Annotated in this window: 20 protein-coding genes and 4 pseudogenes; 10 read left to right on the top strand and 14 right to left on the bottom strand. The window is 70.4% G+C overall.

Annotated elements, in window-relative coordinates:
* Positions 1 to 2: 2 nt before the first annotated feature.
* Positions 3 to 1205, bottom strand: a complete 1203-nt coding sequence (locus FF36_RS15100) for an FxsB family cyclophane-forming radical SAM/SPASM peptide maturase (RefSeq protein ID WP_044885703.1) — start codon at positions 1203 to 1205, stop codon at positions 3 to 5.
* A gap of 50 nt (positions 1206 to 1255) precedes the next feature.
* Positions 1256 to 1453: an FxSxx-COOH cyclophane-containing RiPP peptide gene (gene fxsA / locus FF36_RS32050; protein WP_110431453.1), complete on the bottom strand. Its 198-nt coding sequence runs from the start codon at positions 1451 to 1453 to the stop codon at positions 1256 to 1258.
* 469 nt (positions 1454 to 1922) lie between these two features.
* Between fxsA and FF36_RS15095 the strand changes: the two genes are divergently transcribed.
* The 4 genes and pseudogenes from FF36_RS15095 to fxsT all read left to right on the top strand — a co-directional run.
* Positions 1923 to 3521 (top strand): TIR-like protein FxsC, encoded by a 1599-nt coding sequence (locus tag FF36_RS15095; RefSeq protein WP_052681138.1) that lies wholly within the window; start codon positions 1923 to 1925, stop codon positions 3519 to 3521.
* Between the two features lie 8 nt (positions 3522 to 3529).
* Positions 3530 to 3776 (top strand): annotated as a pseudogene (locus FF36_RS40845) (nucleotide-binding protein); the annotation flags it as partial.
* A 1-nt stretch (position 3777) separates the two neighbouring features.
* Positions 3778 to 5464 (top strand): annotated as a pseudogene (locus FF36_RS38045) (TIR domain-containing protein); the annotation flags it as partial.
* Between the two features lies 1 nt (position 5465).
* The coding region (gene fxsT / locus FF36_RS38040) for an FxSxx-COOH system tetratricopeptide repeat protein (RefSeq protein ID WP_242422524.1) at positions 5466 to 7462 on the top strand (1997 nt) is incomplete at its 5' end.
* Between the two features lie 18 nt (positions 7463 to 7480).
* Here fxsT and FF36_RS15085 read toward each other — a convergent pair.
* Complete coding sequence (locus tag FF36_RS15085) at positions 7481 to 7696, bottom strand: hypothetical protein (protein WP_044885701.1); 216 nt, start codon at positions 7694 to 7696, stop codon at positions 7481 to 7483.
* 500 nt (positions 7697 to 8196) lie between these two features.
* Between FF36_RS15085 and FF36_RS15080 the strand changes: the two genes are divergently transcribed.
* The 4 genes and pseudogenes from FF36_RS15080 to FF36_RS15070 all read left to right on the top strand — a co-directional run bounded on the left by FF36_RS15080 (position 8197) and on the right by FF36_RS15070 (position 11450).
* Positions 8197 to 9444 carry an acyl-CoA dehydrogenase family protein gene (locus tag FF36_RS15080; RefSeq protein ID WP_044885700.1) on the top strand — a complete coding sequence of 416 codons (1248 nt, stop codon included), beginning with the start codon at positions 8197 to 8199 and terminating at the stop codon, positions 9442 to 9444.
* A gap of 98 nt (positions 9445 to 9542) precedes the next feature.
* Positions 9543 to 10341 (top strand): annotated as a pseudogene (locus FF36_RS40385) (acyl-CoA dehydrogenase family protein); the annotation flags it as partial.
* A gap of 1 nt (position 10342) precedes the next feature.
* Positions 10343 to 10745: acyl-CoA dehydrogenase family protein (locus FF36_RS38030; RefSeq protein WP_277912939.1), on the top strand; the 403-nt coding region annotated here is incomplete at its 5' end.
* A 63-nt stretch (positions 10746 to 10808) separates the two neighbouring features.
* Positions 10809 to 11450, top strand: coding sequence for a GNAT family N-acetyltransferase (locus tag FF36_RS15070; protein ID WP_044885698.1), 642 nt, complete (start codon positions 10809 to 10811; stop codon positions 11448 to 11450).
* Between the two features lie 7 nt (positions 11451 to 11457).
* Here FF36_RS15070 and FF36_RS15065 read toward each other — a convergent pair whose 3' ends face one another.
* The 8 genes and pseudogenes from FF36_RS15065 to FF36_RS15035 all read right to left on the bottom strand — a co-directional run bounded on the left by FF36_RS15065 (position 11458) and on the right by FF36_RS15035 (position 19149).
* A complete protein-coding gene (locus FF36_RS15065) occupies positions 11458 to 12438 on the bottom strand; it encodes a hypothetical protein (RefSeq protein ID WP_052681136.1) in 981 nt (326 codons plus the stop codon).
* A 13-nt stretch (positions 12439 to 12451) separates the two neighbouring features.
* A complete protein-coding gene (locus FF36_RS15060) occupies positions 12452 to 13534 on the bottom strand; it encodes an SCO2521 family protein (RefSeq protein ID WP_044885696.1) in 1083 nt (360 codons plus the stop codon).
* Between the two features lies 1 nt (position 13535).
* Positions 13536 to 14534, bottom strand: coding sequence for an SCO2522 family protein (locus tag FF36_RS15055; RefSeq protein ID WP_052681135.1), 999 nt, complete (start codon positions 14532 to 14534; stop codon positions 13536 to 13538).
* Between the two features lie 45 nt (positions 14535 to 14579).
* Entirely contained in the window at positions 14580 to 15500 is a 921-nt protein-coding gene (locus tag FF36_RS15050; protein WP_044885695.1) for an SCO2523 family variant P-loop protein, read from the bottom strand.
* Positions 15497 to 15904, bottom strand: a pseudogene (locus FF36_RS38025) (SCO2524 family protein); the annotation flags it as partial. The gene FF36_RS15050 and the pseudogene FF36_RS38025, both read right to left, overlap by 4 nt.
* A gap of 1 nt (position 15905) precedes the next feature.
* Positions 15906 to 17347: SCO2524 family protein (locus FF36_RS38020; RefSeq protein WP_242422523.1), on the bottom strand; the 1442-nt coding region annotated here is incomplete at its 3' end.
* A 32-nt stretch (positions 17348 to 17379) separates the two neighbouring features.
* Positions 17380 to 18222 carry an SCO2525 family SAM-dependent methyltransferase gene (locus FF36_RS15040; RefSeq protein ID WP_242422521.1) on the bottom strand — a complete coding sequence of 281 codons (843 nt, stop codon included), beginning with the start codon at positions 18220 to 18222 and terminating at the stop codon, positions 17380 to 17382.
* 363 nt (positions 18223 to 18585) lie between these two features.
* On the bottom strand, positions 18586 to 19149 hold the full coding sequence (locus FF36_RS15035) for a GNAT family N-acetyltransferase (protein ID WP_242418915.1): 564 nt from the start codon (positions 19147 to 19149) through the stop codon (positions 18586 to 18588).
* A gap of 306 nt (positions 19150 to 19455) precedes the next feature.
* Between FF36_RS15035 and FF36_RS15030 the strand changes: the two genes are divergently transcribed.
* A complete protein-coding gene (locus FF36_RS15030) occupies positions 19456 to 21051 on the top strand; it encodes a mechanosensitive ion channel family protein (RefSeq protein ID WP_044885694.1) in 1596 nt (531 codons plus the stop codon).
* Between the two features lie 248 nt (positions 21052 to 21299).
* Positions 21300 to 21725: a class I SAM-dependent methyltransferase gene (locus FF36_RS32820; RefSeq protein WP_236706443.1), complete on the top strand. Its 426-nt coding sequence runs from the start codon at positions 21300 to 21302 to the stop codon at positions 21723 to 21725.
* 384 nt (positions 21726 to 22109) lie between these two features.
* On the opposite strand, the gene FF36_RS39995 is transcribed toward FF36_RS32820, so the two are convergent.
* The 3 genes from FF36_RS39995 to FF36_RS15015 all read right to left on the bottom strand — a co-directional run bounded on the left by FF36_RS39995 (position 22110) and on the right by FF36_RS15015 (position 23990).
* Positions 22110 to 22244: a hypothetical protein gene (locus FF36_RS39995; RefSeq protein WP_255355822.1), complete on the bottom strand. Its 135-nt coding sequence runs from the start codon at positions 22242 to 22244 to the stop codon at positions 22110 to 22112.
* A gap of 624 nt (positions 22245 to 22868) precedes the next feature.
* The gene (locus tag FF36_RS15020) at positions 22869 to 23177 is read right to left on the bottom strand and encodes a GlsB/YeaQ/YmgE family stress response membrane protein (protein WP_044885693.1); all 309 of its coding nucleotides are present in this window, start codon (positions 23175 to 23177) and stop codon (positions 22869 to 22871) included.
* Positions 23178 to 23327: 150 nt separating this feature from the next.
* Positions 23328 to 23990, bottom strand: a complete 663-nt coding sequence (locus tag FF36_RS15015; RefSeq protein WP_044885692.1) for a hypothetical protein — start codon at positions 23988 to 23990, stop codon at positions 23328 to 23330.
* Positions 23991 to 24281 lie beyond the last annotated feature (291 nt).

Below are 24281 nucleotides of genomic sequence, written 5' to 3'. Positions count from 1 at the left end.
GCTCACTCTGTGCGGCGTCGGGCGCGCTCGAGATCCGCGCCGATCCGGGTTCCGATATGCGAGATCAGGTGGAACAGATCCGGACAGTACACCGAGCGGTTCCGGAAGCCGGTACCCGGCCGGTATCGATGGGGGTAGTACCCACCACCGCAGACCCGATGGATCGGGCAACCGGCGCATTCCTCGCCGAGCGCCGCGGCACCGATCTGTCTGGCGACGATGCCCGGATGCCGCAGAGCGGCATCGAAGTCGTCCCGGTCGACGTGCAACCCGGTTGACGCGGCTCCCTGGTAGGCGGACTTCAGCGCGTCAACCTGCTCGATCGAGCCGTCTGTCTCGACCACGACCACCGTCGACGGGGTCAGCCCCACGGTCTCGACCCGGCTGCGGCCGCCGAGCAGCAGAGCGATGATCTCGTCGAAGAGGCGGAGTTCCGTCTCGTGTTCCGAGGCGGAATACCAGCGGTCGAACAACGACTCGAGCCAGTCCGCGTACGGCGTGTCCCGCTCGTCCGCCCCCCGCCCGGGCGGTCGGACCAGCCAGTTTCCATGAGGCAGCAGAAAGTCGACCGCCGGCGGGTCCCAGGCGAGCAGGCTTTCATACACCTCCACCGGGTCGCTTGCCAGATCTATGACGCAGAGCAGACCGCCGAAGATGTCACGGAACCGCTGCCCGGTCAGCCGGGCGAGTCCGGCCTGCGTGTCCGCGAGGCTTTCCGACCCGTCCCGTCGGATCCGCCGTCGGTTGTGGTGGTCGACGCCGCCGTCCACGCTGACGCCCACGCGGATGCCGTGGCCCAGGCAGAGATCGAGCATGCGCTCGGTCAGCAGCACGGCGTTCGTCTGGAGGCTGAACACGACGCGCGTTCCGGCGGGCACCGCATCCCGAAAAGCCGTGACCACGTGGTCGAGCAGGTCGGCCCCGGCCAGGAGCGGCTCGCCGCCGTGCAGGACGACGTGGACGGCGCTCAGAGCGTGCCGCCGAGCATGCTGCGCCACTCGCCCGGCCGTCGCGGCAACCGTCCGGTGGCTCATCGCCGCGGGCTGACTGCGCCAGCTCTGATCAACCTGATGGTAGACGTAACAATAGGTGCACGAAAGGTTGCAGCGGCTGTGCACCTTGAGAACGAACTGCGAGAAGGGCTCGGGTCGCCAACCCGAGCCTTCCAGCTCTTTGTCGGGAAGCGAGCCATACGGCCACTCCATCCGCCGCGGTCGCCTCGCGTCGGCGTCAGAGATCTGCACCCTGCCCCTGTCTAAAGCGCCGACAGGGCAGAGGTGAAAGCCAGACTCGAGTTGAAGCCGGTCGGCGGTGCGGAGACCTGCGCCGCCTCGCGATCCAGGCGCGCCAGTGCCCGCCGGAGTCCAGGGCTGTCCACCGCCCCGATCGTGTCAAGCGCCACCCCGGTCATGTCGGGTAGCCATGACTCGAAATCTGTCAACGACCGATCCATCCGCGCCCTCCTCAAGGGGCCCCGGTCTTCCAATCTAGCCTGACCGGCGAGCCGGCGCCTGTAAAGCAACACAGTAGGCGCCGGCCGGCGGGAACCGGCGTCGCGGCGACAAGCCGACGGCGCGCGGCCGACGGGCCGTATACCGCCGCCGGGCCCTTCGGAAACCGTACTTACCTGGTTTCCGGCGTACCGGTGCCAGGTCTCCTGCCACCTCCCACGACGTAGACTCTCTTCTCACTCATCGATACCCGACACCGGCTGGACCGGCGGGTGCGGTGCCGGTCAGGTAGGAAACGAGGGGACCAGTGGAACCGGGGGAGATCGTCCGTGGGTCATGGGTCAGCCAGTCGACACAGTGCCAGATAGCCGGCCGAGAACGCCCACCCGCACCGGGCCGCATCGCGGCCCGAATCCGGTGGGCGACCCAGGCCCACGCCAGCGCCCGCCGCTTCGGACGTCCCCCGGCCCGATGACTGCGCTTCCGTTGTACTTCTTCCTCAGTTACGCGCGGCTTGACATCAAGGACGGCCCGTTTCTCAACAGATTCTTTCTGGATCTTCGACGGGAGGTCCGGGCCCGCTGCGGCCATCCCAGCCTGGATGACGTCGGCTTTCTCGACACCTCGAACATCCGGCCGGGTGCGGCCTGGCCGAATGAGCTGAGCGACGCCCTCCGGCGATGCCGGACCTTCGTGGCGATCTGCTCACGCAGCCTCTTCGCCAGCGAAAACTGTGGCCGGGAGTGGCAGGTCTTCGACGACCGGCTCCGGGCACAGGAAGCCAACGGGGCGATCCGCCCGCCGGCGTTGCTCCCCGTGATCTGGACGCCATTGCGGCCAACGCCCGCAATCCTCTCCGGGTTGCAGTACAGTCATAGGGATCTCGGGGAGGGCTACGCCACACACGGCCTGCGATATCTCCTGCAACTGAAGCGGAACTATGACGAGTACCAGGAGTTCCTGGTGGCGCTGGCCAACCGGATCATATTTCTGGCCGAAGAGTCCCCCCTCCCGTCCATGGCAGCCGTCCCCGACTTCGATGCGGTCCGCAACGCTTTCGAGCCGGCGGAGATCGCGGCCCACTCGTCCGCCTCCGCACCCCGGCCCACCGAAGGCAACGGTGTGGTCATCCTGACCGGCCGCGAGCGGACGAGTACGGCGCCACCGACGGAAGGTCGAGCCGAGCCACCCCCACGACCTCAACCGTCCTCAGGGCCTGAACCATCACCGGGACGTGAGCCATCACCGGGACGTGAGCCGCCCGCAGGGCGGGAACCGTCACCGGGCCTGGCTCGCGGCACCGAGCTGGCCACCCCACAGGAGCCGGACTCGCCGCGCGCGCAGGAGTTCACCGCACCCGCATCCACGGCCGACGGATCGGCCGGCAACGCCTGGGCTTCCCAGAAGCCCGGCGCTCCCCACCGGATGGCCGCGTCGGCGGCCCGCGCGGCCGTCGGCGATCCCGGCGGCGGTCCCAAACGGGTTACCTTCGTCCTCGCCGTGACCTCGGCGAACGAGCTGGCGGCACTGCGCCGGCGGCTGGACTACTACGGCGGTCAGTTCGATGAGTGGACGCCGTTTCACCCGCACTTCCGCCAGCGGGTCTGCGTTCTGGCGCAGTCCGTCGCCGCGAGCCAGGACATGGTCTCGAACATCGTCAAGCTGCACACCGGCATCGGCGGGTTGCTCGAGACCTCCAAGGAACGCAACGAGGTCGTCGTCTTCATCATCGATGTGTGGACCGCGATGCTGGAGCCCTTTCATACCGCGCTCATCGAGTATGACGGACGAAACGAGCCCACCACGGGTGTCCTGGTACCCTGGAATCCGCACGATGCCGAGACGATCGAGAACGCCGCCGAGCTGAGGGCCAGCCTGGCCCAGGCACTGCGCAACAACGTGCTTCGGCAGGACGACTTCCTTCGCATGAACGTCAGCTCACACGACGAGTTCGGGAGGACCCTCGTCCAGGTGCTCGCAGACCTGCAGGCTCGCATCTTCTCCTCTCATGCATCGTTGCGTACCCGTGACGCCCAGCCCCGCCGCCGACCGTTCCTCCAGAGCCCGTAGGAGGTTCGGTGGCAGGAACACCGCCGGGCACCATCGTCACGTTCTACTCGTACAAGGGCGGAACGGGCCGCTCGATGGCGCTGGCCAACATCGCCTGGTTGCTCGCCAGCAACGGCCGGCGCGTCCTCGTCGTGGACTGGGATCTGGAGGCGCCCGGTCTGCAGCGATACTTTCACCCTTTTCTCCACGACCCCGAGCTGCGCTCGACCCGTGGCGTGATGGACATGATCTGGGATTTCACCGCAACGGTGATGTNCCCACCGGTCCCCGGTGACGAGGACTGGTTCGAGCGCGCCACCGCGATCACACCCTACGCGGAATCACTGGACACGATATTTCCGGACGACGGAACGATCGACTTCGTCTGTTCCGGCCGCCACGATCCGGCGTACTCCCAGCGCCTGAGCACCTTCGACTGGAGCACCTTCTACGATGCGCACGGCGGCGCAGACTTCATCGACGCCGTTGCCAGGAACATGCGCGCGTCCTATGAGTGGATACTCGTCGACAGCCGGACCGGGCTGAGTGACACCGCCGGGATCTGCACCGTCCAGCTACCCGACATCGTCGTCAACTGCTTCACCCTCAGCACGCAGAGCATCGAGGGGGCGGCTGCCGCCGCTCGATCGATCGACGGGGCGGACGATGCCCATAGAATCCGTATCCTCCCGGTTCCGATGCGGGTCGAGGACGGCGAACAGAAGAAGCTGGAGCTGGGCCGCGACCTCGCCCGAGCGACCTTCGACACCTTCCTGCACGGCATGGACGGCCGCGGGCGGGAACGCTACTGGGGTGATGTCGAGATACCGTACAAGCCCTACTACGCGTACGAGGAGATCCTGGCCGTCTTCGGTGACCGCCCCCAGCAGGAGGGGACGTTGCTGGCGGCGTACGAGCGGCTCGCGTCCTGTCTTTCCGACGGCAAGGTAAGCGCTCTTGCCCCGCAGGACGAGCGGGAGCGCCGACGCATTCTCGCGCTGTTCGAACGCACCCAGATCCCCATCCCGACGGAGATCCTCGTCAACTATGCCGCCGAGGATCGCACCTGGGCCGACTGGATCGCCGTGGAGCTGGCGGCGGTCGGCTTCGCCGTGACACTGGAGACGACCACCGGCGTGCCACCAGGCTGGACCGGCGATGGCCCGGCCGCAACCGCACCCGGCGGAGGCTCCCGGACGGTGGCCGTCCTGTCCCGGGCCTATCTCCGCTCCTCCGGGCAGGAGCGCTGGCGTCAGGCGACCGCCCGCGATCCGAATGGCCTCGCCCGCCTGTTCCTGCCCGTACGTATCGAGGAGTTTCCGCTCCCCGCCCAGTTCGGCGAGCAGGACTACACCGACCTCGCCGGCCTGAGCGAGACCACCGCGCGGCGGGCGCTGCTCGCCGCGGTGGGGCGGCCCGACCGCCGTACCGCACCCCTGCGCACCAGGACCGGCGCGGACACCGCGGTCCGCTTCCCCGGCGACCCACCGCAGGTCTGGGCGGGAGTGCCCGCCCGCAACCTCGCGTTCGTGGGCCGGAAGGAGCTCCTCACCGAGCTTCGGAACCGTTTCGTCGGCGTCGGCACCGTCCCGGCCCACACCCAGGTGTTGCAGGGCCTCGGCGGCGTGGGCAAGACCCAGCTCGCCACGGAGTACGTACACCGCTTCGCGACTTCGTACGATCTGGTCTGCTGGATCCGCTGTGACCAGTCCACGCTGCTGCGCAGTGGGCTGGCGGCCCTCGCCCGGCAGCTCGGGTTGCCGGCCCGCCCGCGGCACGAGCCGGTCGACGACGTGTTGAACGCCCTGCGCCGCGGCGATCCGTACCGGCGATGGCTGCTCGTCTTCGACAACGCCGACAGCCCGGACGACATCACCCCGCTGATTCCCCTCGGGCCGGGGCATGTGCTTATCACCTCCCGTAACCAGCGCTGGCAGGGCCGTCAGGAACGGATGGAGATCGGGNTTTTTGGTCAGGAAGAGAGCGTCGCCCTGCTGCGCCGTCGAGCTCCGACGCTGGCGGTGGAGGTCGCGACCAGGCTCGCCGACGCGCTGGGCCACCTGCCGCTGGCCCTCGAGCATGCGGCCGCCTGGCATGCCGAGACCGGGATGAGCGCCGAGAGCTACCTGCAGCTCCTCGACAGCAGTCCCGGTCCACTGCTGCTGAAGGGCGAGATTCCCAGCTATCCGGGCCCCATCGCCCGGACCTGGCTGCTGTCCGTCGACCGGCTACGCACGCAGGCCCCCCTCGCGGCGCGGCTCGCCGAGCTGTGTGCCTTCTTCGGCCCGGAACCGATCAGCCTGCGGCTCTTCGCCGGTGAGCAACTGCGCGGCCTGGAGGACCCCCGGGACCAGGAGTTCCGGGATCCACTCACGCTGGCCACCGCCGTCCGAAACATGACCGAGCACGCGCTGGCCCGGGTCGACGAGCGGGATCAGAGCCTGGAGATGCACCGGCTCGTGCAGGCGGCGATCCGCGACGACTTCTCTCCGGACCAGCAGGCGGGCGTCCGTCAGCGGGTGCAGGCGTTGCTGGCGGCGGCGGATCCCGGCGATCCCGACGAGCCGCATACCTGGCCTCGCTATGCCTTGCTACGCCCCCATCTCGGGCCGGCGGGAGCCGCCGATTCCACCTCACGGGACGTCTCCAAGCTGGTCCTCAACATCGTCCGCAGCCTGTACATGCAGCGTGACCACAGCGGCTGCCGGGACCTCGCCGACGACACGTTGCGCGCCTGGAACGTCAGCCTGGGCGAGAACGACCAGCGGACCTTGGAACTCACCCTGAATCTCGCTGACAGCCTGCGGGACCTGGACGAGCCGGAACGGGCCCGCCAGCTGGACCAGTCGGCCCGGGAACGGCTACAACGCGTTCTCGGGCCGGATGCTCCCCTCACGCTGCGGGCGGCGATGGCGCTGGGCGGCGACCTCCGCCGGATCCGCAGGTACCAGGATGCCCGCACGCTCGACGAGGAGACCTACGAGCGGTGCCGGATGCGCGGCTGGCTCGATCACCCCGACGGGATCCTGAGTGCCAACAATCTCGCGGTTTCCCTGCGCTTCGTGGGTGATTTTGCCACCGCCCTCGACATGAGCCGAGACATCTATGAACGGGCGCTTCGGCTGAACAGCAAGAAAGCCGTCTACACCCTGCAGCTCGCGGACAACCATGCCCGCGATCTCCGCGAGTGCGGCCACTACCAGGAATCGCTCACGCTCCTGGAGGAAACCGTGGAACGCTGCCGCGAGGACCTGGGCGAGGGTCATGCCGACACCCTCAGATCGTTGCGGAACCGCGCGATCTCCATGCGGTGGTGCGGCCAGAGCGACCGCGCTCGTCAGGAGTCGGCCTACACGCTCGGCAAGATTGACAACCTGGTAGGACAGGACCATCCGGAGGCGCTGGCGACGGCCGTCAGCCTGGTCTTCGACCTGTGCCTGGCCAGGGAGACCTCAGCGGCCCGCAGCCTGGCGGAGGCTACATTCCGGCGCGCCCGCGGTCGGCTCGGACCGGACAGTCTCTACACTCTCGCCGCCGCGAACGCGTTGATCACGGCCCTCCGGTCGGAAGGGAGCGCGGCCGCCGCCACCCAACTCGCGAAACAGACCGTCGAATTGCTGAGGACGTCACTACCCCAGGATCACCCGTTCATCTTCTACTGCCTGGAAAATCTGGCCAACTGCTACTACGACACGAACAACTTCATCCTCGCCCAAGGACTCGATCAGGAGGTCGAGGCCGGCCTGCGGGCGAAGCTCGGCGACAGCCATCCCCTCACCATGATTGCGTCCCTCAACCATGCCACCAGCCTCTCGAGAACCGACCCGGCGACCTTGACCCGGGGTCTGCAGGTGGACATTCTCGAAAATCTTGAGGCGGGACTCGGCGCCAACCATCCGGTCAGTGTTCGAGCACGCGACGGCGAGCGGGTGGACCTTGAGATCGATCCGCCCCCACCGTAGCGGAACGAGCCCGTACGGTCAGGGACCGCTGCCGGGCCGGATGCTCGAGGTGAAGCCGGACATGGCGTCGGCGGGGCGCACGGCCTCCTGGCGGAGCCTCGCCAGGGCGTCGCGCAGCCGCGGATGGGAGCGGTCGCCGAGGTCGCCGAAATCACCGAGATCGGCGAGATCGGCAAGATCGATCTCGGACAGATCGGGCAGAGCCGACTCGAACGCCTCGTCCCGGTCGATCATGCGCTGCTCGCTCCCGTCCCGTTCGACGACCCGCGCGGCCGACGGTCAGACTGCAGCGTACGGGCCGGCAGTCAGCCCACCGACAACGGCGCCGTAGAACGGGCGAGTCGGTCGTCCTACCGTCGATCCGGCCCGACAGCCTGGACCTCCGACAGCATTCCGTGGTCGAGCGCGTCATCCGGGTAACTGCCACGGGGTGCGGCGGCCGCGGGGCGACACCTCTCCTCAACGGAGGATCAATCCACAGGTGACCGGACCCAGTCGATGATCTCGCGCACTTGTTGACTGCGGTCTGGACGACCTGTTTAGGTCGGATGGCGAGATGCGGCATAGCTCACACTCCGCACGTCATCCTGGTGCCCGACCGTCCGTCGGCTCCGGGCCCCGCCGAAGGGTCGGGGGCCGGTCGGGTGCACGGTGGGCGCGGAGGCGATCGCAGGATCGGTGGCGGGGTCGCGTCGGCATCCGAGGTGTCCTGTCGTCCATGCGGGGAGTGGCCCATGAGCTCGGAGTTCGCCTGGTCCGCTGAGCAGGTCGAGCTGCGCCGGACGGTACGCGCGTTCGCCGCGCAGGTCAGTCCGCAGGAGGAGGTCCGGCGGCTGATGGCGTCGCCGCTCGGCCACGATCCCGCCGTCTGGTCCCGGCTCGGCGAGGAACTCGGTGTGCTCGGCCTCGCCACGGACGAGGAGTACGACGGCGTCGGCGACGGGCTGGTCTCCCAGGCGGTGGTGATCGAGGAGTTGGGCCGGGCGCTCGTGTGCGGGCCGCTGCTCGGTTCGATCATCCTCGGTGCCACGGTGCTGGGGGGCCTGAGCGACAAGGCGGCCCGAGCGGAACTGCTGCCGGGGCTCGTCGCGGGCCGAACCACTGCCGCGCTGGCGGCGCCGCTGCACCGGGGCGGGTTCGACCCGGCCGCCGTCACCGTGACCGCCACCGCCCGCCACAGCGGCGCCTCCGCCTCGGACGGCACCCCCTCGCCGGACGGAACCCCCTCGCCGGGCGGCACCGCGACCGCCGGGTACACGCTGCGTGGTTCGGTCGCGCACGTGCTGGACGGCGCCGCGGCGGACCTGCTGCTGGTCGCCGCGACGATCGGCGGCGCGGGCGCGGGCACCGACGGGGACGGCGACGGAGACGGGGACGCCGTCGGGCTGTTCGCGGTGAGCGCCGACGCCACCGGCCTGGTCCGGCAGTCCGCGGCGACGATGGACCTCACCCGCCGGCAGGCCACCGTCAGCTTCAACGACGTCCCGGCCCGGCTGCTCGCCGCGGCGCCGGAGGCCGCGGCCGTCCTCGCCACCACCGCGGAGACCGCCGCCGTGCTGCTGGCCGCCGAGCAGGTCGGCGCCGCCCAGTACCTGCTTGATCTCTCCGTCGAGTACGCCAGGACCCGGCTGCAGTTCGGCCGGCCGATCGGGTCGTTCCAGGCGGTCAAGCACCTGTGTGCCGACATGCTGGTGCTGGTCGAGCAGGCCCGTTCGGTGGCCTACCACGGGGCATGGGCGCTCGACGAGGGCACCGACGACCCGCGGATCGCGGCGAGCCTCGCGCAGTCGGTGTGCTCGACGGCGTTCACGCAGGTCGCGGCGATGGCCGTGCAGGTGCACGGCGGGATCGGCTTCACCTGGGAGCATCCCGCGCACCTGTACCTCAAGCGCGCCTATACCGACGCGGCCCTGTTCGGTGGCGCCGAGGCGCACCAGGAGCGGCTGGCCCAGCTCGTCCTTGACGACGCCGACGGCCACTAGCCCGGCCGGCGCAACCCACGGCCCACGCAGGCACCGGCAATCCACGCAGGCACCAGCGACCTACGGCACGACGTGACGACGACAGGCGGGAGACGGCGATGAGCGCCGAGACGGCCGACGCCCTGGCTGCGGCGGGGGCTTCGCAGGACGACCGGACGCGCGTCGAGCGGGCCGCCCACGGGGTGGTCGCCGGCCTCGACCCGGCCACCGCGACGACGGCGGAGTACCTCGGCGCCTGCTACGACGCGGGCCTGGCCTGGGTGCACTTCCCCGTCGGCTTCGGCGGCCTCGGCCTGCCCGCCGGGCTGCAGGCGGTCGCCGACGCGATCCTGGCCGCCGGCGGGCGGCCCGACCCGTTCCTGAACAACCCGATCGGCGTCGGCATGGCCGGCCCGACCCTGCACGGCCACGCCGACGAGGAACTCCGGGCGAGGCTGCTGCGCCCGCTGTACACCGGCGAGCAGATGTGGGCCCAGTTGTTCAGCGAGCCGGGCGCAGGCTCCGACCTCGCCGGACTGTCGACCCGCGCGGTGCGCGACGGCGACGACTGGGTCGTCGACGGGCAGAAGGTGTGGACGAGCCTCGCGCACCTGGCGAGCTGGGCGCTGCTGCTGGCCCGGACCGACCCGGACCTGCCCAAGCACCGCGGGCTGACGTACTTCATCGTCGACATGCACGCCCCCGGCGTCGAGGTCCGGCCGCTGCGGCAGGCCACCGGCCAGGCCGAGTTCAACGAGGTCTACCTGACCGGCGTGCGCGTCCCGGACGCCCACCGCCTGGGCGACGTCGGCCAGGGCTGGAACGTCGCGATGACCACGCTGATGAACGAGCGCTCCGCGATCGGCGACTCCGCGCTCGGCCGCGGCTCCGGCACGATCGCCGACGCGCTGGAGCTGTNGCGGGACCGGCCCGACCTGCACAGCCCGGCGCTGCGGCTGCGGCTGGCCGATCTGTGGACGCAGGCCGAGGCCTACCGGCTCACCGGGGAGCGTGCCCGGGTCGCCCGCACCGCCGGACCGCCCGGACCGGAGGCGTCCATCGGCAAGCTCGTCGGCGCCGAACTCAACCAGAAGATCTACGACTTCTGCATGGACGTGCTCGGCCCGGAGGGCACCCTCTACGACTCCTACGACGACCCCGCCGACAGCCTGCAGCGCCGATTCCTGCGGGCCCGGGCCAACACGATCGAGGGCGGGACATCGCAGATCCTGCGCAACGTGCTGGGCGAACGGGTGCTCCGGCTGCCCGGCGACGTCCGCGTCGACACCGGCAAGCCCTGGCGGGACGTCCCTCGCGGCTGACCCGCCCGTCAGTGTCGCAACGCCGTTACCCGCGCGATGCGGTGAACGGGCAGGATCGGACAGGTGCGCATACGGCGGGCGTCCGAGGAGGACTGGGACAGGATCTGGCCAATCTGGCGGGCCGTCGTGATCGAGGGCGAAACCTGCCCCTGGGAGCCGGACACCGGTGAGGAGACCGCTCGAGCCGTCTGGATGCTCCCGCCGCCGGCCGAGGTGCTGGTCATGGAGGAGATCGAGGAAGAGGCCGAGGCGGACGAGGCGGCGGACGGGCTCCCGGGCGCGGTGGCCGTCGTGGCGACCGCGCTGCTGACGCCGAGCCTGCCGGGCCTCGGCAACCACGTGGCGCAGGCGATGCTGCTGGTCGATCCGAAGCGGGTCGACCAGGGGGGGCCTCGCGCCGGCGCCGGTCCGTACGAGGATCACGGGCCCTACGGTGGCCCGGCATCCCCCACCCGTGGGCGTGCCGGCGGTCACTGGGAGAGCGTCAGCCGCCAGGCCGCCGAAGAGATGATCGACTACGCCACGGACCTGGGCTACCAGGCACTGCAGGTGCACGTCGTCGCCGCCAACCCGAAGCTGGTCTCGCTGTGGCGGTCGCTGGCGTTCCGCCAGGTCGGCACGCTGCCCGCCGCGTACCGCCACCCCTGGCTCGGCAACGTCGACCTGTACGTGATGTACCGCTTCCTGCCTCCGCGCGAGCGCTGACGCCGGCTCAGGCGGCTCGCGGGGCGGATGGGTCGAACGGTTCGGCGACCTTCCACAGCTCGTCGAAATGGAGCCGGTGGGCCTGCACGACGTCCGCCCGCAGCACGAGTCGGGTGTTGACGATCGTCGGCGGCATGGCGGTGCCCGCATGGGCTCCGGGCGTGACCTCGTATCCGATGACGTCGTCGAAGACGATGAAGTCGAGCAGGGCGCGGCTGGCACGCAGCGGGATCGACTCCGGGTGCAGGGTGCGCACCTCGATGCCGTGGTTGGAATGGCGGGAGCACAGGCTGTGCAGGTTCTCCTCGGCCAGCACGTTCTCCCGCTCCAGCACGAGGATGCGCCGGATCCGCACGCCACGTCGTTCGGCCGCCTCGCGCTGACATTCCAGGTAGCGATGACCGAGGTCGCTCTCCCAGAAACCGTCGGCGAAGCCGTGCACGCCGCCGTCGACCGAGGGCAGGCTGATGGCGTCGATGGATGTGCTGGCCTCCCGGGTCAGGCCGAGCAGCCAGTCCCGGTCCTCGCCGAAGTAGGTCGCGGTCCCGCTCTCCAGTTCCCGCAGGAACTCGGACATCCGATGGATCTCCGCATGGGCAAATTCGTAGCGCAGCCGCGGTGACTCCCCGATCGCGACCGCGTTTCGAAGGAACTGGACGACGACATCGGTGCGCATCGCCGACGTCTCGACCAGACTGAACAGCTCAGTAATCTCGCTGATCTCGGCGAAACGGCGCTGCACGATGGATTCCATGCTTGAATGATGCGCCGCGATCGAGGTTTCGACCAGCTTGATGCGTCGCTCGAAGTCGACGAGGAACTGCACGATGAGGACGACGGACCCGACGAAGGCGGAGAACAGCAGTGCCCATTCCTTCTGCTGCCCGGTCAGATTGGCGATCACCCAGGTGAGACCGCCGGTGAGGACGCTGATCGTCGACTTCCGCAACACCTCGGATGTCGTACCGACCCGGATCTGGTCGTTCACGGTTCCCCCGAACCTAGCGGGCTCCATCGCCCAGGCTGGCGAGGAGCGAGAGAGCAAGCTGATCGCGGATCCAGCCGACCAGACTTTCCCACTGACGGGAGAAGCCGAGCCGTTGTTCCAGACCTGTCCAGACCGGAAGCAGCTCCTCGCCGATCCGCGCGCCTGGCATCCACACATGCAGCAGATGATCTATTACCGGCGTCAACTGTGATGGCAACCGACCTCCTCCGCCTGCCCGAACCCGGCTGCCGGCGACGACATGCTGGACTGTGGTGAGAAGCCAATCGTGGAGAGCGAGATCCTCGCATAGTCCGACGATGCTCACAAGGTCCAGCCCGGATCCATGAATACGCAGTGTGCGTACGGTTTCGTCCGCGACGACGAATCCGATGCGGCAGACGTGACCGGACGCCGGTGAACGGCCAGAAGTGGTGTCGGCGGCGGCGGATCCTGAACTCCAGGCCGATTCGCCGACCGCGGGATGGCCGCACGGGAGGAGCGCGAACCTGAACCGCGTCCGCCGCGCCCGAAAAGGAGGCTTCTGGTCGAGAATCGGGCTTTCCTGCACCTGGTCGAGCAGCCGGCCGCAGACCGCCCCCAGATCGAGGGTGGTCCCGGGCCCGTCGCCGGTCTCGGTCAGCAGGAAGCCGTCGGCCAGGTCGTCGGCGGACAGCCGGCCACCCACCTCGATCGTCCCGGGGTGGGCGAGATGGTAGGCCCAGGGCCGGCGGCGCCCGGCCGGCCGCGCACCGCCCAGGACGATCCGGACGTGGGTGCTGGCCTGCACCAGCCGGCCGCTGGTCACCGAGGCTCGGCTGAGCACCGTGCCGAGGCCGTCGCGGCGGGCCCCGGAGGCACTGGGCACGGGGCAGTGCACCCCAAGGGTCAGGTCCGGCGAGACGCAGTGGGGCACGGGCCGCGCCGAGACCCGCACCTGGGACCCGGGCCGCAGGGCCACGACCGCCGTGGCCTCCGGCTCCGTGAGCGCCCGGGACTGGGCGAGCAGGCCTGTGCGCACCTCGCCCACGAGAACACGCGACCCGTCGTGGGCGACGCCGGCGGGCGGGATGGCCCCCTCCGCTCTCTCATCCGCCATCTCATCCGCCGAGGAAGACATGGCCGACCCGGTCGGGCAGCTCCGCCGGCAGCGGCACGTTCTCCCGCCCGGCCCGGCGCAGGGTCTGTTCGGCCACGATCGGGTCGACGGCGACCTGGCCGAGGGTCATCCGGACCGCGTGCTCGACGGGGAGGAACCGGCCGTCGAGCACGGACAGGGTGCGGTACGCGGTAAACGGGGCCGCGTGGCCCGGTAACTGGGCGATCGTCGGGAACTGCGCCCAAGTGGCCGGCAGGTCGTCCGGATCGATGCCGACCGGGGTCGCGGCGGGTCGACCGAGGACGCGTAGCTGGCCGAGTCGGAGAAGCTGCCACACGGTGGCGAGGAACGGGCACGACCACCGCCGGCCGGCCCCCTGCTCCCGCCAGATCTCCACGTCGAGGAAGATCGAATGCCGGTGCGCCCGGTTCTCCACCGGCGGCTGCCAGGCCACGGGTGCCCGCATGGCCTGCCGGGCGCCCCCGGCCGGCGATCGGACGCCGTTGCACAGCCAGCCGTTCTCGTGCACGGGCGGCCGGTTGCCGTTGAAGCCCGCCGCCGGGTCGGCCACGATCAGACCCTCGACCAGATCGGCGAGGGAGGCGGCCGGCCGGGGCCCGGCCAGCGCAGCGGCACCGTCCATCGGCGCGGCGCAGCCCGATTCACGCGCGATGTAGTCGATGGTCAGTCCCGCGCAGCGGGCGGCCGCGATCAGCCGGGGCACCACGACGTCGGGCCCGAGCGGCGCGGCGGCGTAGTCGTCGACGAGGACGCAGGTGCTCGCCCGCAGCCGGGACCGCGGGACGCGGGCGAGGTCCGCCAACTGGTCCGGGCCGGTCCACGTCGCTATCCGGCCGAAGTAGGCGGGCAGGTCGACGCTGCCGTCGACCAGTTCCTCCATGTACAGGTGGCCGAGTTCGACGGACAGGTGGGACAGGGGTATCTCCACCGTCCGATCGGTGGCGCTCGTCTCCCCGACGACAACCTCCACGCCCGTCACGCCCCCACGCCCGTCACGCCCCACGCCCGTCACGCCCCACGCCCGTCACAGCCCTTCCCAGGACTCGTCGTCCAGGACGTTCTTGGCGAGGTCGTCGAGGGCCGTGCTGGTCTCCGGGTTCGCGATCCGCAGCGTCCAGACATCACTGTCGAGGATGAGCTGTTCACGCCACTGCAGGACGGGATCCAGCGGGACCGAGCCGAGCAGGACGCTGCGCCCGATCCGTCGTCGCGCGGCGAGCTTCTGCAGCTCCGCATCGGTCTCCTGCAACCATGCCGCCTGGGTGGGCAGCAGACCGGCGAACTGCGACGAATCAGGGTCGGGAACGGCGGTACGGACGAACCGGACGGAGTCGTGCAGCCGGTCTCGGTGATGCCCCTTGGCCGCGCCGGTGTCCACGATGCCGTGCTCACCGTAGGCGAGGCCCGCAGCCGCGACGATGTGCTGCCGGGTCCAGCGGTGGAAGACCAGCCAGCGGGTGACGACCGCCTGCAGGGCGGGCCGTGCGGTGACCTCGAGGACGAGCTGCAGCGCGTAGGAACGCCCGGCGCTGAGATCGACGATGACGAGTTCGAACTCCTCCGCCAGGCGCCGCAGCAGCCGCTGGCATCGGTCCGTCATCTCGTCGTCGGTCGGGAACTCGCCGCCGCCCTCGTCTCCGGGCAGCAGCACCAGCCGTCCCGCGCCCGCCGGCCGGGGCCGCAGCTCGGCCCGTTCGATGTGCCGCCACAGATCGAGCTCGGCCGGTGCGGCGACCGAGCCCTCCAGATAGCTGTGCAGGCCGCGGCCGCCGGTGATGCCGCGGGTGGCCGAGTCCACATGCAGGATCGCGCCCGCGGTCGGCGAGCCGAAGTCGAAGTCGAGATAGCAGACGTCGCTGCCCTGCAACGCGCAGCGCAGCGCCACGTTGCAGCTCGTCACCGATCGACCGGTGCCGCCCTTGTCCGAGGTCGCGAACAGGATCATTCGGGATCGCCCTGCCTGGATCGGCGCGCCGCGACGAGCTCGTCGAGCTCGCCCAGCACCTCGAACAGGATCGCGATCGCCGTCCCGGGCCTGCTGTCGGCGACGGCGCGGGCCCGTTCGAGACGCCGACCCAGGTGGTCGAGCCGCCTGCCCACGGGGCCCGCGTCCGTGGCGCCGCGCAGCAGTTCCTGGCTGTAGAGGTGATCGGCCTCGATGGCGAGATCCTGGGCCATGACCATCAGTCGGTCGTTGCGCAGCGGCGCCTCGTTGATCATGGTGGCCGCGACCACGAGGCACTCCATCACCCGCTCGGTGAGGTACCACGAGGGTGCCTGATCCTCCGGCTTGAGCTGCGGGAAGGCGGCGCTCGCGTCGTCCCAGAGCCCGGCCGCGGGGCCGCTGGTNAGCCGGCGCAGATGCAGATGGTCCCAGACGTCGTCCGTCAGGCGCAGCAGCCGATCCCGCAGCTCCGTCCCGCCCGCGAGCGAGGCGACGCGGATGGTCCGCTTCAGCAGGGCCGTGGCGAAGTCGGCCACCGGCCAGACGACCTCGGGGCCCCGCTGTCCGGAGGGGAGGTCCTCGGCGCCGTAGAGGTTCAGCCGCACCCCCGGGACGTGCATCTCGACCGCCGGGTCCTCCTCGAGCGCGCGGCGCGTGACGCGGCCCCGGGCCGACAGCTCCTCGAGCACCCGGCCCACCCGGGCCAGGTCGAGGTCGACGGCCCGGCGTTGGACGAGCGCCTCGACCGTGACGGAGGTGACGAGCAGGCTGTAGTAGTCCGACTCACGCCCGTCGGTCGTCCGCCAGGGGATGTCCTCCAGCGGCCAACGCTCCCCGCCGAACCCGGCGAGGATGGACCAGTACTGCTGGGTCAGGTCCCAGCGGATCTGCAGGGCGCGCATGAACCCCTGCTGCTCCTCGGTCAGCAGGTCGAGGATGCGGGTCCGTTCGGAGAACAGATCGAGGATGCCGTCGAGCGCGACGACCGTGAAGTACAGGAACGGTCGCCGGACGGCGACACCGACCGGCTGGTCCAGCGGCTCCGCGGTGGGCACCTCCGGCGCGTCCCTGATGATCCCCCAGGACCAGCCGCACTCGAACAGATGCTCCTCGTTGTCGAGCTCCTCGGCGCCGCCGGAACCGAGGGTGACCTCGGCGAGGCCCGCGCGGACCTGGGCGAGCGCCTCGTGCAGCTCGGCGACGATCTTCTTGGGCGGCAGTCCGCGCTGGTTGACCGTCTGGCACAGCACGCGGCCCGCGGGCGAGTCCGGCGCGAACGAGTGCACCGTGAAGCTGCGCAGCAGACCGACCATCGCCGCCGTGAGCCGACGGCTGGCCATCTCCTCCAGCTCGGCGATCTGGGCCAGCAGCGCCGGGCGCCGCACGACCTTCTCGAACACGTTGAGAAAGCCCAGCGTGGCCAGCGAAAGAGTGATGGACATCGAGAAGGAGTCGACGACATCCAGCCGCCGCTGCTCCGGGGTGAGTAGTTCGCCTTCCACCCGCGGCTCCAGGTAGCTGCCGCCCGCGAAGACCGGCGTGTTGGCGCCGGCCGTGTACCGCTCCATGTAGGCGCGCATCGCCATGATCAGCCGACGCGGAATCTCGACCGCGTCCCCGAGCTGGGCGAGTGCCTCACGCAGGTCCCGGGCCGTCTCGTCCGGCCGGTCGAGTTTGAAGGCGGCGATCTGGGAGGCCGGATACATCAGGCACAGCAGTTGCTCGGCATCACTGGTCGAATTCGGCTCGGCCCGCCCGGCGGGTGTCCACACCCCGTCGCGGTAGGAATAGTCGACCGTCGCCCGCCACAGCTCGAGAAGCGACTGCCGAGGTCGGATGCGCACCATTCACCTCCGGTCCCGGGACCGCCGGCCCCGGCTCATGCGGCACGCACCCGGCCGCAGGCTACGATCATCCCGGTGTACCCGGCCCGCAGGACGTCGCTGCCGATGCCGATCCGCTCCAGTCGCAGGTCGGTGGCCGCCGTCTCGAGAATCCTCCGGATGTAGCCCTCCTCGACGGCGACGGCCGGAAAGCGGCGTCCGCCGACGTCGTATCCGTCCGAGTTCTCCATGAAGGCCGCGGCGAACGGGGCGCCTACCCGCAATGCCCCGACGAACCGCCGCACCGCGTCCTCGAACTCCTCCGGTCGCTCCGAGATGGACTCGGCGACGAAGAACATGGTGCCGACGTCCCACCCGCGCCTGGGCAGCTTGAACACGCTGCCCTGCTGCACCGACACGCGGTCGGCGAGCGCCTGGCGCGGATCGCCCACCTCCTGGTAGCGCGACCGTTCACACAGCAACTCCCAGAACGGATCCCACGAGCGCCCGTAGTCGCCGATCTCGTCCCGCAACCAGGCCACGTTGCTGGCGGACGGCTCAAACAGCGTGATCGTGCGACACAACGGCAGCATGGCCAGCGCCGGGTACAGGTTCGGTCCGGATCCCACGTCGAGCCCGCGGGCCCCGCCGGCCGGCAGCGAGTCCGCGAAGAAGTCCCGGACCAGTTCGAGGATCTGCCGGTCGTCCGAACGGAGGCTGCGATAGTTGTGGCGCAGGTAGGAGGCCGTGTCGAACTCGTCCCAGGGGAAGTCGGCGTTACGCGGCGCACCGACGGAGGCGGGCAGCCGCTCAAGCGCCTCCCCGCCGGCGCCGCGACCGGTCGGCCGAGTACCGAGCCGGTGACGGGAATCGACCTGGGCCATCTGCGGCTCCGACATGATATACACCTCTTGGATTCAAGCTATCAAATACCGAGCACGGCCGAACGAGCACGGCCGAAAAGGTCCGAAGGTTGACGGGGTGGCGACCCGCCCAGTTCGCGCCGGTGGCGGACATACCTGCTCCCCGTCACATCCCACGGTCGGACGGTCCCACTCCGAACGGACGCGACGGCGACCGACACACCAGCACGCGAGGTCGGCCACGATGCCCGGATCCGATCAGGAGGATATTTTTCCCGATTGCGCGGGCGACAACCACAACCACCCCCAGCTCCGGTCAACCCCACACCTATGCCGCACTGCTCACGGCGGGCGGCGGGCGCGCTCCGCGCGACTATCGGTAGCGATCTGCCGGGCGACTTACTCGGCTATCGGTTCTGCATTGCTCCGGAACTTCTCGGCTCGCGGATCGAGTGGGTCGCGTTGACCTCCCACCGCGGGTGCCGTGTGCCTGTCCCGGTCCACGGGGTTGAGCGCCAGTTCCAGGAGTTGGCGGGGTTCGTCGGGACCGAGGTAGTCGGCGATCTCGCCGAGCCGCACGAAGCCCAGCCGGCGGTAGAGACGCACCGCGGCGGCGTTCTCGCCGTCCACGGTGAGCCGGACGCGATCGAGACCCTGCGCACGCAGGCGGTCGAGAGAGGCGTCGGCGAGCCGCCGGCCGAAACCCCGACCCCGACTGTCCGGTTCGACCCCCAGCCCCAGGAACCAGGCCAGGCCGCGGGTCGTCGAGCGGACCGCGACGGAGTACCCGCGCATCCCGCCCGCCTGTTCCAGCACGAGCAGTTCGCCGCGGTGCACGTCGAAGATCTGTCTCAGGACGAAGTAGGGATAGGCAAGATGGCCGAAGATCATCTCATCCAGCGCGGCGAGGGCCGCCAGATCCTTTTCCTGTACCTGCCTGATGATGGTCGGGAAGGAACCCATGCCCGCCTCCGGTGAGCGTGGCGCGGCCCGGCGCCGTCCGCCGGCGCGGTCGCCGGCCTGGCTCCATCGCGTCCACGATCCGTGTGATCCGTGCGCTCCGCCTCCATCATCGTCCGCAGCGCACACAGCCGCACACGATCCGCGATCCGTTACCTCGAAGTGGTATCCCGGGGTGCCTGGACCGACGCGAATGCCCTCGGGCGGTTAACACCTCCGCCTGACTATGGCGCGGATCACTTCATGAGCCGCCGGATCAGGGGCAGGGCACCCGGGGAACCATGCCCCCCAGGGACGAGGAGCCTGCCTGTGCGTGTAAGCGCCGCGCCCGATCTGTCCTTCTCCAACATGCAGTCGACGATCGCCGTGCTGACGGTCCTGGTCGGTGCGGTCATCGTCGCCGCGGCCGCCGCCATACTGCTGCACCGGGTCGCGCTGCGTATCGGCCGGCATTCCCAGATCGTCGCCGATCTCGCGCACCGCGGCCGGCGGCCCGTCCGGCTGACCCTGATCCTGCTCGCGCTGCTCATCGGCCTCAACGCCACCCACGAACAGGACTGGACGCAGCCGGCGATCCACGTCTGCGACATCCTGCTGATCGCCGGGATCGGTTGGTGCGTCGCCGTCCTCGCGTTCGTCTTCGAGGAGCTCGCGCTCGCCCGCTACCGGGTGGACGTCGTCGACAACCGGCACGCCCGGCGGGTGCGCACCCAGGTCACGCTGATGCGGCGGATCACCGTCGCCATCATCTCGATCATCGCCGGTGCGTCGATGCTCATGACGATCCCGAGCGTGCGCGTAGCCGGGGCCAGCATCTTCGCCAGCGCCGGCGTCGTCGGCATCGTCGCGGGCCTGGCGGCCCAGACCTCGCTGGCCAACGTCTTCGCGGGCCTGCAGCTCGCGTTCACCGACGCCATCCGGGTCGACGACGTGGTCGTCGTCGAGGAGGAGTGGGGCCGGATCGAGGAGATCACGCTGACCTACGTCGTCGTCCACATCTGGGACGACCGGCGGATGATCCTGCCGTCGACGTACTTCACCACGACGCCGTTCCAGAACTGGACCCGCAAGGAGTCCGCCGTGCTCGGCGCGGTGGAGCTGGATCTCGACTGGGAGGTCCCGCTCGAGGAGATGCGCGCCGAGATGCACCGGGTCCTGGCGGCCACCGACCTGTGGGACCAGCGGGTCTGCGTGCTGCAGGTGACCGACGCCGTCGGCGACCACATCCGGATCCGGGTGCTGGTCAGCGGCAAGGACGGCCCGACCACCTTCGATCTGCGCTGCCACGTGCGGGAGGCCCTCGTGCTGTGGCTGCAGCGCAACCATCACCGGGCACTGCCGCGAACCCGCATCGAGTTCGACGCCACCGCCCACCTCACCGGTCCAGGCTCCGGCCCCCTCGCCGACCCTGGCCACCTCACCGACGACCGCCGCGACGCCAGCCGGTACAGCGCAGACCAGCACAATGGTGCCGGCCCTTACGGTGCCAACAGCCACCAGAACGGAGCCGGCGACCGCGACGGGGGCGCCATCGGCACCCTGGTGCGCGAGCGGGAGGACCGCGACGGGATGCCCCGCGACCGGCTCCGCAAGCGCGACGGCGCCCGCCGCGGCTGGGAGCCGATCACCACGATCACCCTGTCCACCAGGGACGGCGACGGCAGTCATCTCCCCCCGACGCCCCGCACCCCCGACGGCTCGACCGGCCCGGGTGAGGCCGGCGACGCCCCGGACGGCCCCCAGCCCCCGCGCGCCGACGCCGCCGACGACGCGCGGCTGTTCTCCGGCGCGAGCGCGGACTCCGCCCAGCGGGCTCGCGACTTCAGTGAGACCACCGACCACACGCCCGACCCGGACCACCCCGGCGACGACCCCGGCCCCGGGAGGGACGCAGACGATCGGTGATCTGCTCGCGGTAAGCCGCTGCCACCGGACACCACCACCGGCGACCGCGGACCCGGGCACGGGGCCAGGGCCGGGCACGGGGCCGGTGGCGCGGTTTCCGCGGAACCTCGTGGAAGGGAAAGACGTACCCGCGGACGGCCGCTAGGTTGGCGGCCTGATCGGCGATCTTTTTACTGGAACCGCCGCGTACTACGCTCGCCACCGACCTGGCTACCCGCAGGCTTTTCGGTGTCGATCCCGAGCCCGAAATGCTCGCGGAGGCGGCACGAGCGGCGAGCCTGGCGGACGTCCGTAACGCGAGATGGGTGGAAGCGCGCGCAGAGAACCTTCCCCCGGAAATCGGCCGGTTTCGCCTCGTCACCATGGGCCGGTCATTCCACTGGATGGACCGGGACCGTGTTCTGGCAACGCTCGCCGACATCGTCACCCCGGGCGGCGGACTCGTCATCGTCAACGACAACTGCCTCGTCCGGCCCGCCACCGACTGGCAGCGGGCGATCGAGGAGGTCCAGGCGAGGTTTCTCGGGACCGTGCGTCGCGCCGGCAGCGGCGTCTTCGTGCCACCCGCGGAGTCCCACGAGAGCGTCCTGCGCCGATCCCCGTTCCGGCACGTGGAAAGGATCGTCTTCGAGTTCGAGCGAAAGTGGACGGCTGACCAGATCGTCGGCTACTGATCTTTAACGTGCGGTGCCGGTGGATGGATCATGATGATGGCTCCGCAGTCGATCCGGTGACGGCGACGTGCCCTCCGGGCAGATCAGGATGGTGCCAGACCGGCCCGCGGACGGCTGCCGGCCGGCGCACAATCCCGCCCCTGACCCGCCCTCGACCCGCCCTCGACCCGCCCTCGGCTGATGATCGAGGTGTTCCGCGGAACCGCGCCACGGTCATCACGCTTCCGTCACCGGGCGGGCGCACGGTTCGGCTGCGCTTCCGCTGGTGCTGGTGCTGTCCTCGTGTGCTGCCGGGACGCGACCGTCACGGTCGCCGCTGTCGCGTTCGCACGGTTCTTTGCCGGTCCGGTCCGGTCCGGGTCCGGGTCCGGGTCGGGTCAACGCTCACGTCGCGTGGCCGGCGAGGGGGGCCGGGGGCAGGGGTGTGCAGGGGAACGGTGCCATCCGGTCCTTGTGTAGGGACAGATCGGACGCGGAACCCACCAGAGCGACCAGGTAGGCGCTCTCCCCTGCATCCACCCTGAACACCCCACAGCCGCCGTCACGATCTGTGATCACCACCACGGCCACGGGGTACGGTCATTTTCGGATTCCGCGGAACCGGAACCGGGCGGGATCCGCTCCAGTCCGACCCGGTGAATTAAAGATCAGTATCTGTACTCGACGTCCTTCCCCATCGGGCGGCTCCTGGGAGACCGGCGAGCTTCCTTCGAGAAGGAGATCACCGAGGCGCTGCGCACATCCTCCCCGGACGGCAGGTTCGTGGAGCCGGTCCACCTTGCGGCGATCTTCGCCCTGCCGGGCGCGTGAAACCGCCGGCCATCCCGAGATGATCCCGCCCGGTCCACCCGCGACGCGCCCAGGCGCGCGTCGGGTCACCCGCGCCGGCCGGCCCCGGAACAGCAAAAAGCCGCCGGGACCGAGGGGCCGGCGGCGAAGTCGGGATGGCTGTGCACTGGCGCGGGAGGGACGTCGGGGGCGAGGTCGGCGGGCGAGGTCGGCGGGCGAGGTCGGCGGGCGAGGTCGGCGGGCGAGGTCGGCGCGGGGCGGGCTGGGCCCGCGCCGGCCGACCTCGCGGTCGTCGGCTTCTCGGCAGTCCCGGAGATCACCGATGGGTGTCGCCGTGACCGACGGTCAGTGCGGTCACCGACGGGCGTAGCGGCGGCTACGACCACGCGACCGGCTGTTGCTGTGGCCGCCGACGTTGCGCCAGATCAGCAGCACCAGGATGGCACCGATGATGGAGCCGATGATCCCGGACGGCTGGAGCGCGCCCTCACCGACATCCTTGTTGAACAGGACGTAGCCCAGGAAACCGCCGACGAAAGAACCGATGATGCCCACGACAATGGTGCCGAGAATGCCGATCGGATCGGGTCCGGGCAGCACCACGCGAGCGACGGCGCCGGCGACCAGACCGAGCAGAATCATGACGACGACGAATGTGACCATTTTATTCTCCCTGCCGAGGTGGTTGAGTCCTGTGTCCCCGCACCCGATCGGCATAAACACCGGTATGCGCACTCTTTTCCGGTCCGGAGGGAACAGACCGGAGGAAGAGGGCAGGGACGGGGCGACCCAGCCACCCCGGGCAGGCGGTGCTCAGTCGGCGCTGCGGCGGCGGCGCCGGCGGGCCCGGCGGACCAGGAGCACCAGCGCGGTGCCGGCCAGCACGCCACCGGTGGCCCGCGGGTTGTTCCGGGCCCGCTGCCCGGCGGAACGGGCCGCCTTACCGCTGGTGGCGAGGGTCTTCTCGGCCGTGGCGTTCACCTGCGGGTGCTGGGCGAGCCGCTCCCGGACGGTTCCGACGGCCCGGTCGCGAGCGCCGATCGTCCGCTCCGTCGCGGCGGCCAACCGGGGGTTCTCCGCGACCTTCTCCCGCACGGTCCCAGCAGCCTTCTCCGCCGCGCCACGGGTCCGCTCGGTTGCGGCGGCGACGTGCGGAGCGAGGGTCGCGGCCGCGCCGCTGACGCGCTCGCGCACCTCGGCCGCGCCCACCGCCACCCGCTCCCGGGTGCTCGACGCCTCCCCCGGCCCGGATCCTCCCTCCCCATCGGACGCGGGGGAAGGCGCGGCGGCGGGGGAAGGCGTGGCGGCCGCGGAAGGCGCAGCGGCGGGGCTGTGACCGTTCAGCGCGGGCGCGCTGGTCGGCCGTTCCGGCTCGGGCGAGGACGGCCGGGCCCCGCCAGGGGCTGACGGCGCCGCGCCTTTCGGCGGCGTGATCGGCGCGGGGTCCGGCGTGGCCGCGTTCGGGTCCACTGACATCGGGTGGTTCCTCCCTCATCGTCTTACTTCGTCTCGAGGTCTTCCGATCTCGACAGCCTGCGGATCCCCGCGGCCCTGGCGGTCTCGGCGCGGCGAGTTACCGCGTCGACGCACCGTCGCCGCCGCCCGCGCGGCCCGGCCGGCCCCGAGAGGGGTCGAGCCGCCTTACCGGGCCATGGTTCGGCCGACCGGCGGGCGGTCCATCCGGTCGGGCGGTCCATCCGGTCGGGCGGTCCGGCGGGTGGGCCGCGGCGGCCGCGGGAGACAACCCGGTGGTGGCCACCGGGATAC

The organism is Frankia torreyi, from assembly GCF_000948395.1.
Taxonomy (GTDB): domain Bacteria; phylum Actinomycetota; class Actinomycetes; order Frankiales; family Frankiaceae; genus Frankia; species Frankia torreyi.
Note: the sequence above shows the minus strand (reverse complement) of the source record. Positions and strands in the feature narration are given on the sequence as shown.

Excerpts from the sequence above, each read along its gene's own strand:
- FF36_RS15100 (WP_044885703.1), bottom strand. The coding sequence starts at position 1,205 with ATGGAGTGGCCGTATGGCTCGCTTCCCGACAAAGAGCTGGAAGGCTCG.
- fxsA (WP_110431453.1), bottom strand. The coding sequence starts at position 1,453 with ATGGATCGGTCGTTGACAGATTTCGAGTCATGGCTACCCGACATGACC.
- FF36_RS15095 (WP_052681138.1), top strand. The coding sequence starts at position 1,923 with ATGACTGCGCTTCCGTTGTACTTCTTCCTCAGTTACGCGCGGCTTGAC.
- FF36_RS15085 (WP_044885701.1), bottom strand. The coding sequence starts at position 7,696 with ATGATCGACCGGGACGAGGCGTTCGAGTCGGCTCTGCCCGATCTGTCC.
- FF36_RS15080 (WP_044885700.1), top strand. The coding sequence starts at position 8,197 with ATGAGCTCGGAGTTCGCCTGGTCCGCTGAGCAGGTCGAGCTGCGCCGG.
- FF36_RS15060 (WP_044885696.1), bottom strand. The coding sequence starts at position 13,534 with ATGGCGGATGAGAGAGCGGAGGGGGCCATCCCGCCCGCCGGCGTCGCC.
- FF36_RS15050 (WP_044885695.1), bottom strand. The coding sequence starts at position 15,500 with ATGATCCTGTTCGCGACCTCGGACAAGGGCGGCACCGGTCGATCGGTG.
- FF36_RS15040 (WP_242422521.1), bottom strand. The coding sequence starts at position 18,222 with ATGTCGGAGCCGCAGATGGCCCAGGTCGATTCCCGTCACCGGCTCGGT.
- FF36_RS15035 (WP_242418915.1), bottom strand. The coding sequence starts at position 19,149 with ATGGGTTCCTTCCCGACCATCATCAGGCAGGTACAGGAAAAGGATCTG.
- FF36_RS32820 (WP_236706443.1), top strand. The coding sequence starts at position 21,300 with ATGCTCGCGGAGGCGGCACGAGCGGCGAGCCTGGCGGACGTCCGTAAC.
- FF36_RS15020 (WP_044885693.1), bottom strand. The coding sequence starts at position 23,177 with ATGGTCACATTCGTCGTCGTCATGATTCTGCTCGGTCTGGTCGCCGGC.
- FF36_RS15015 (WP_044885692.1), bottom strand. The coding sequence starts at position 23,990 with ATGTCAGTGGACCCGAACGCGGCCACGCCGGACCCCGCGCCGATCACG.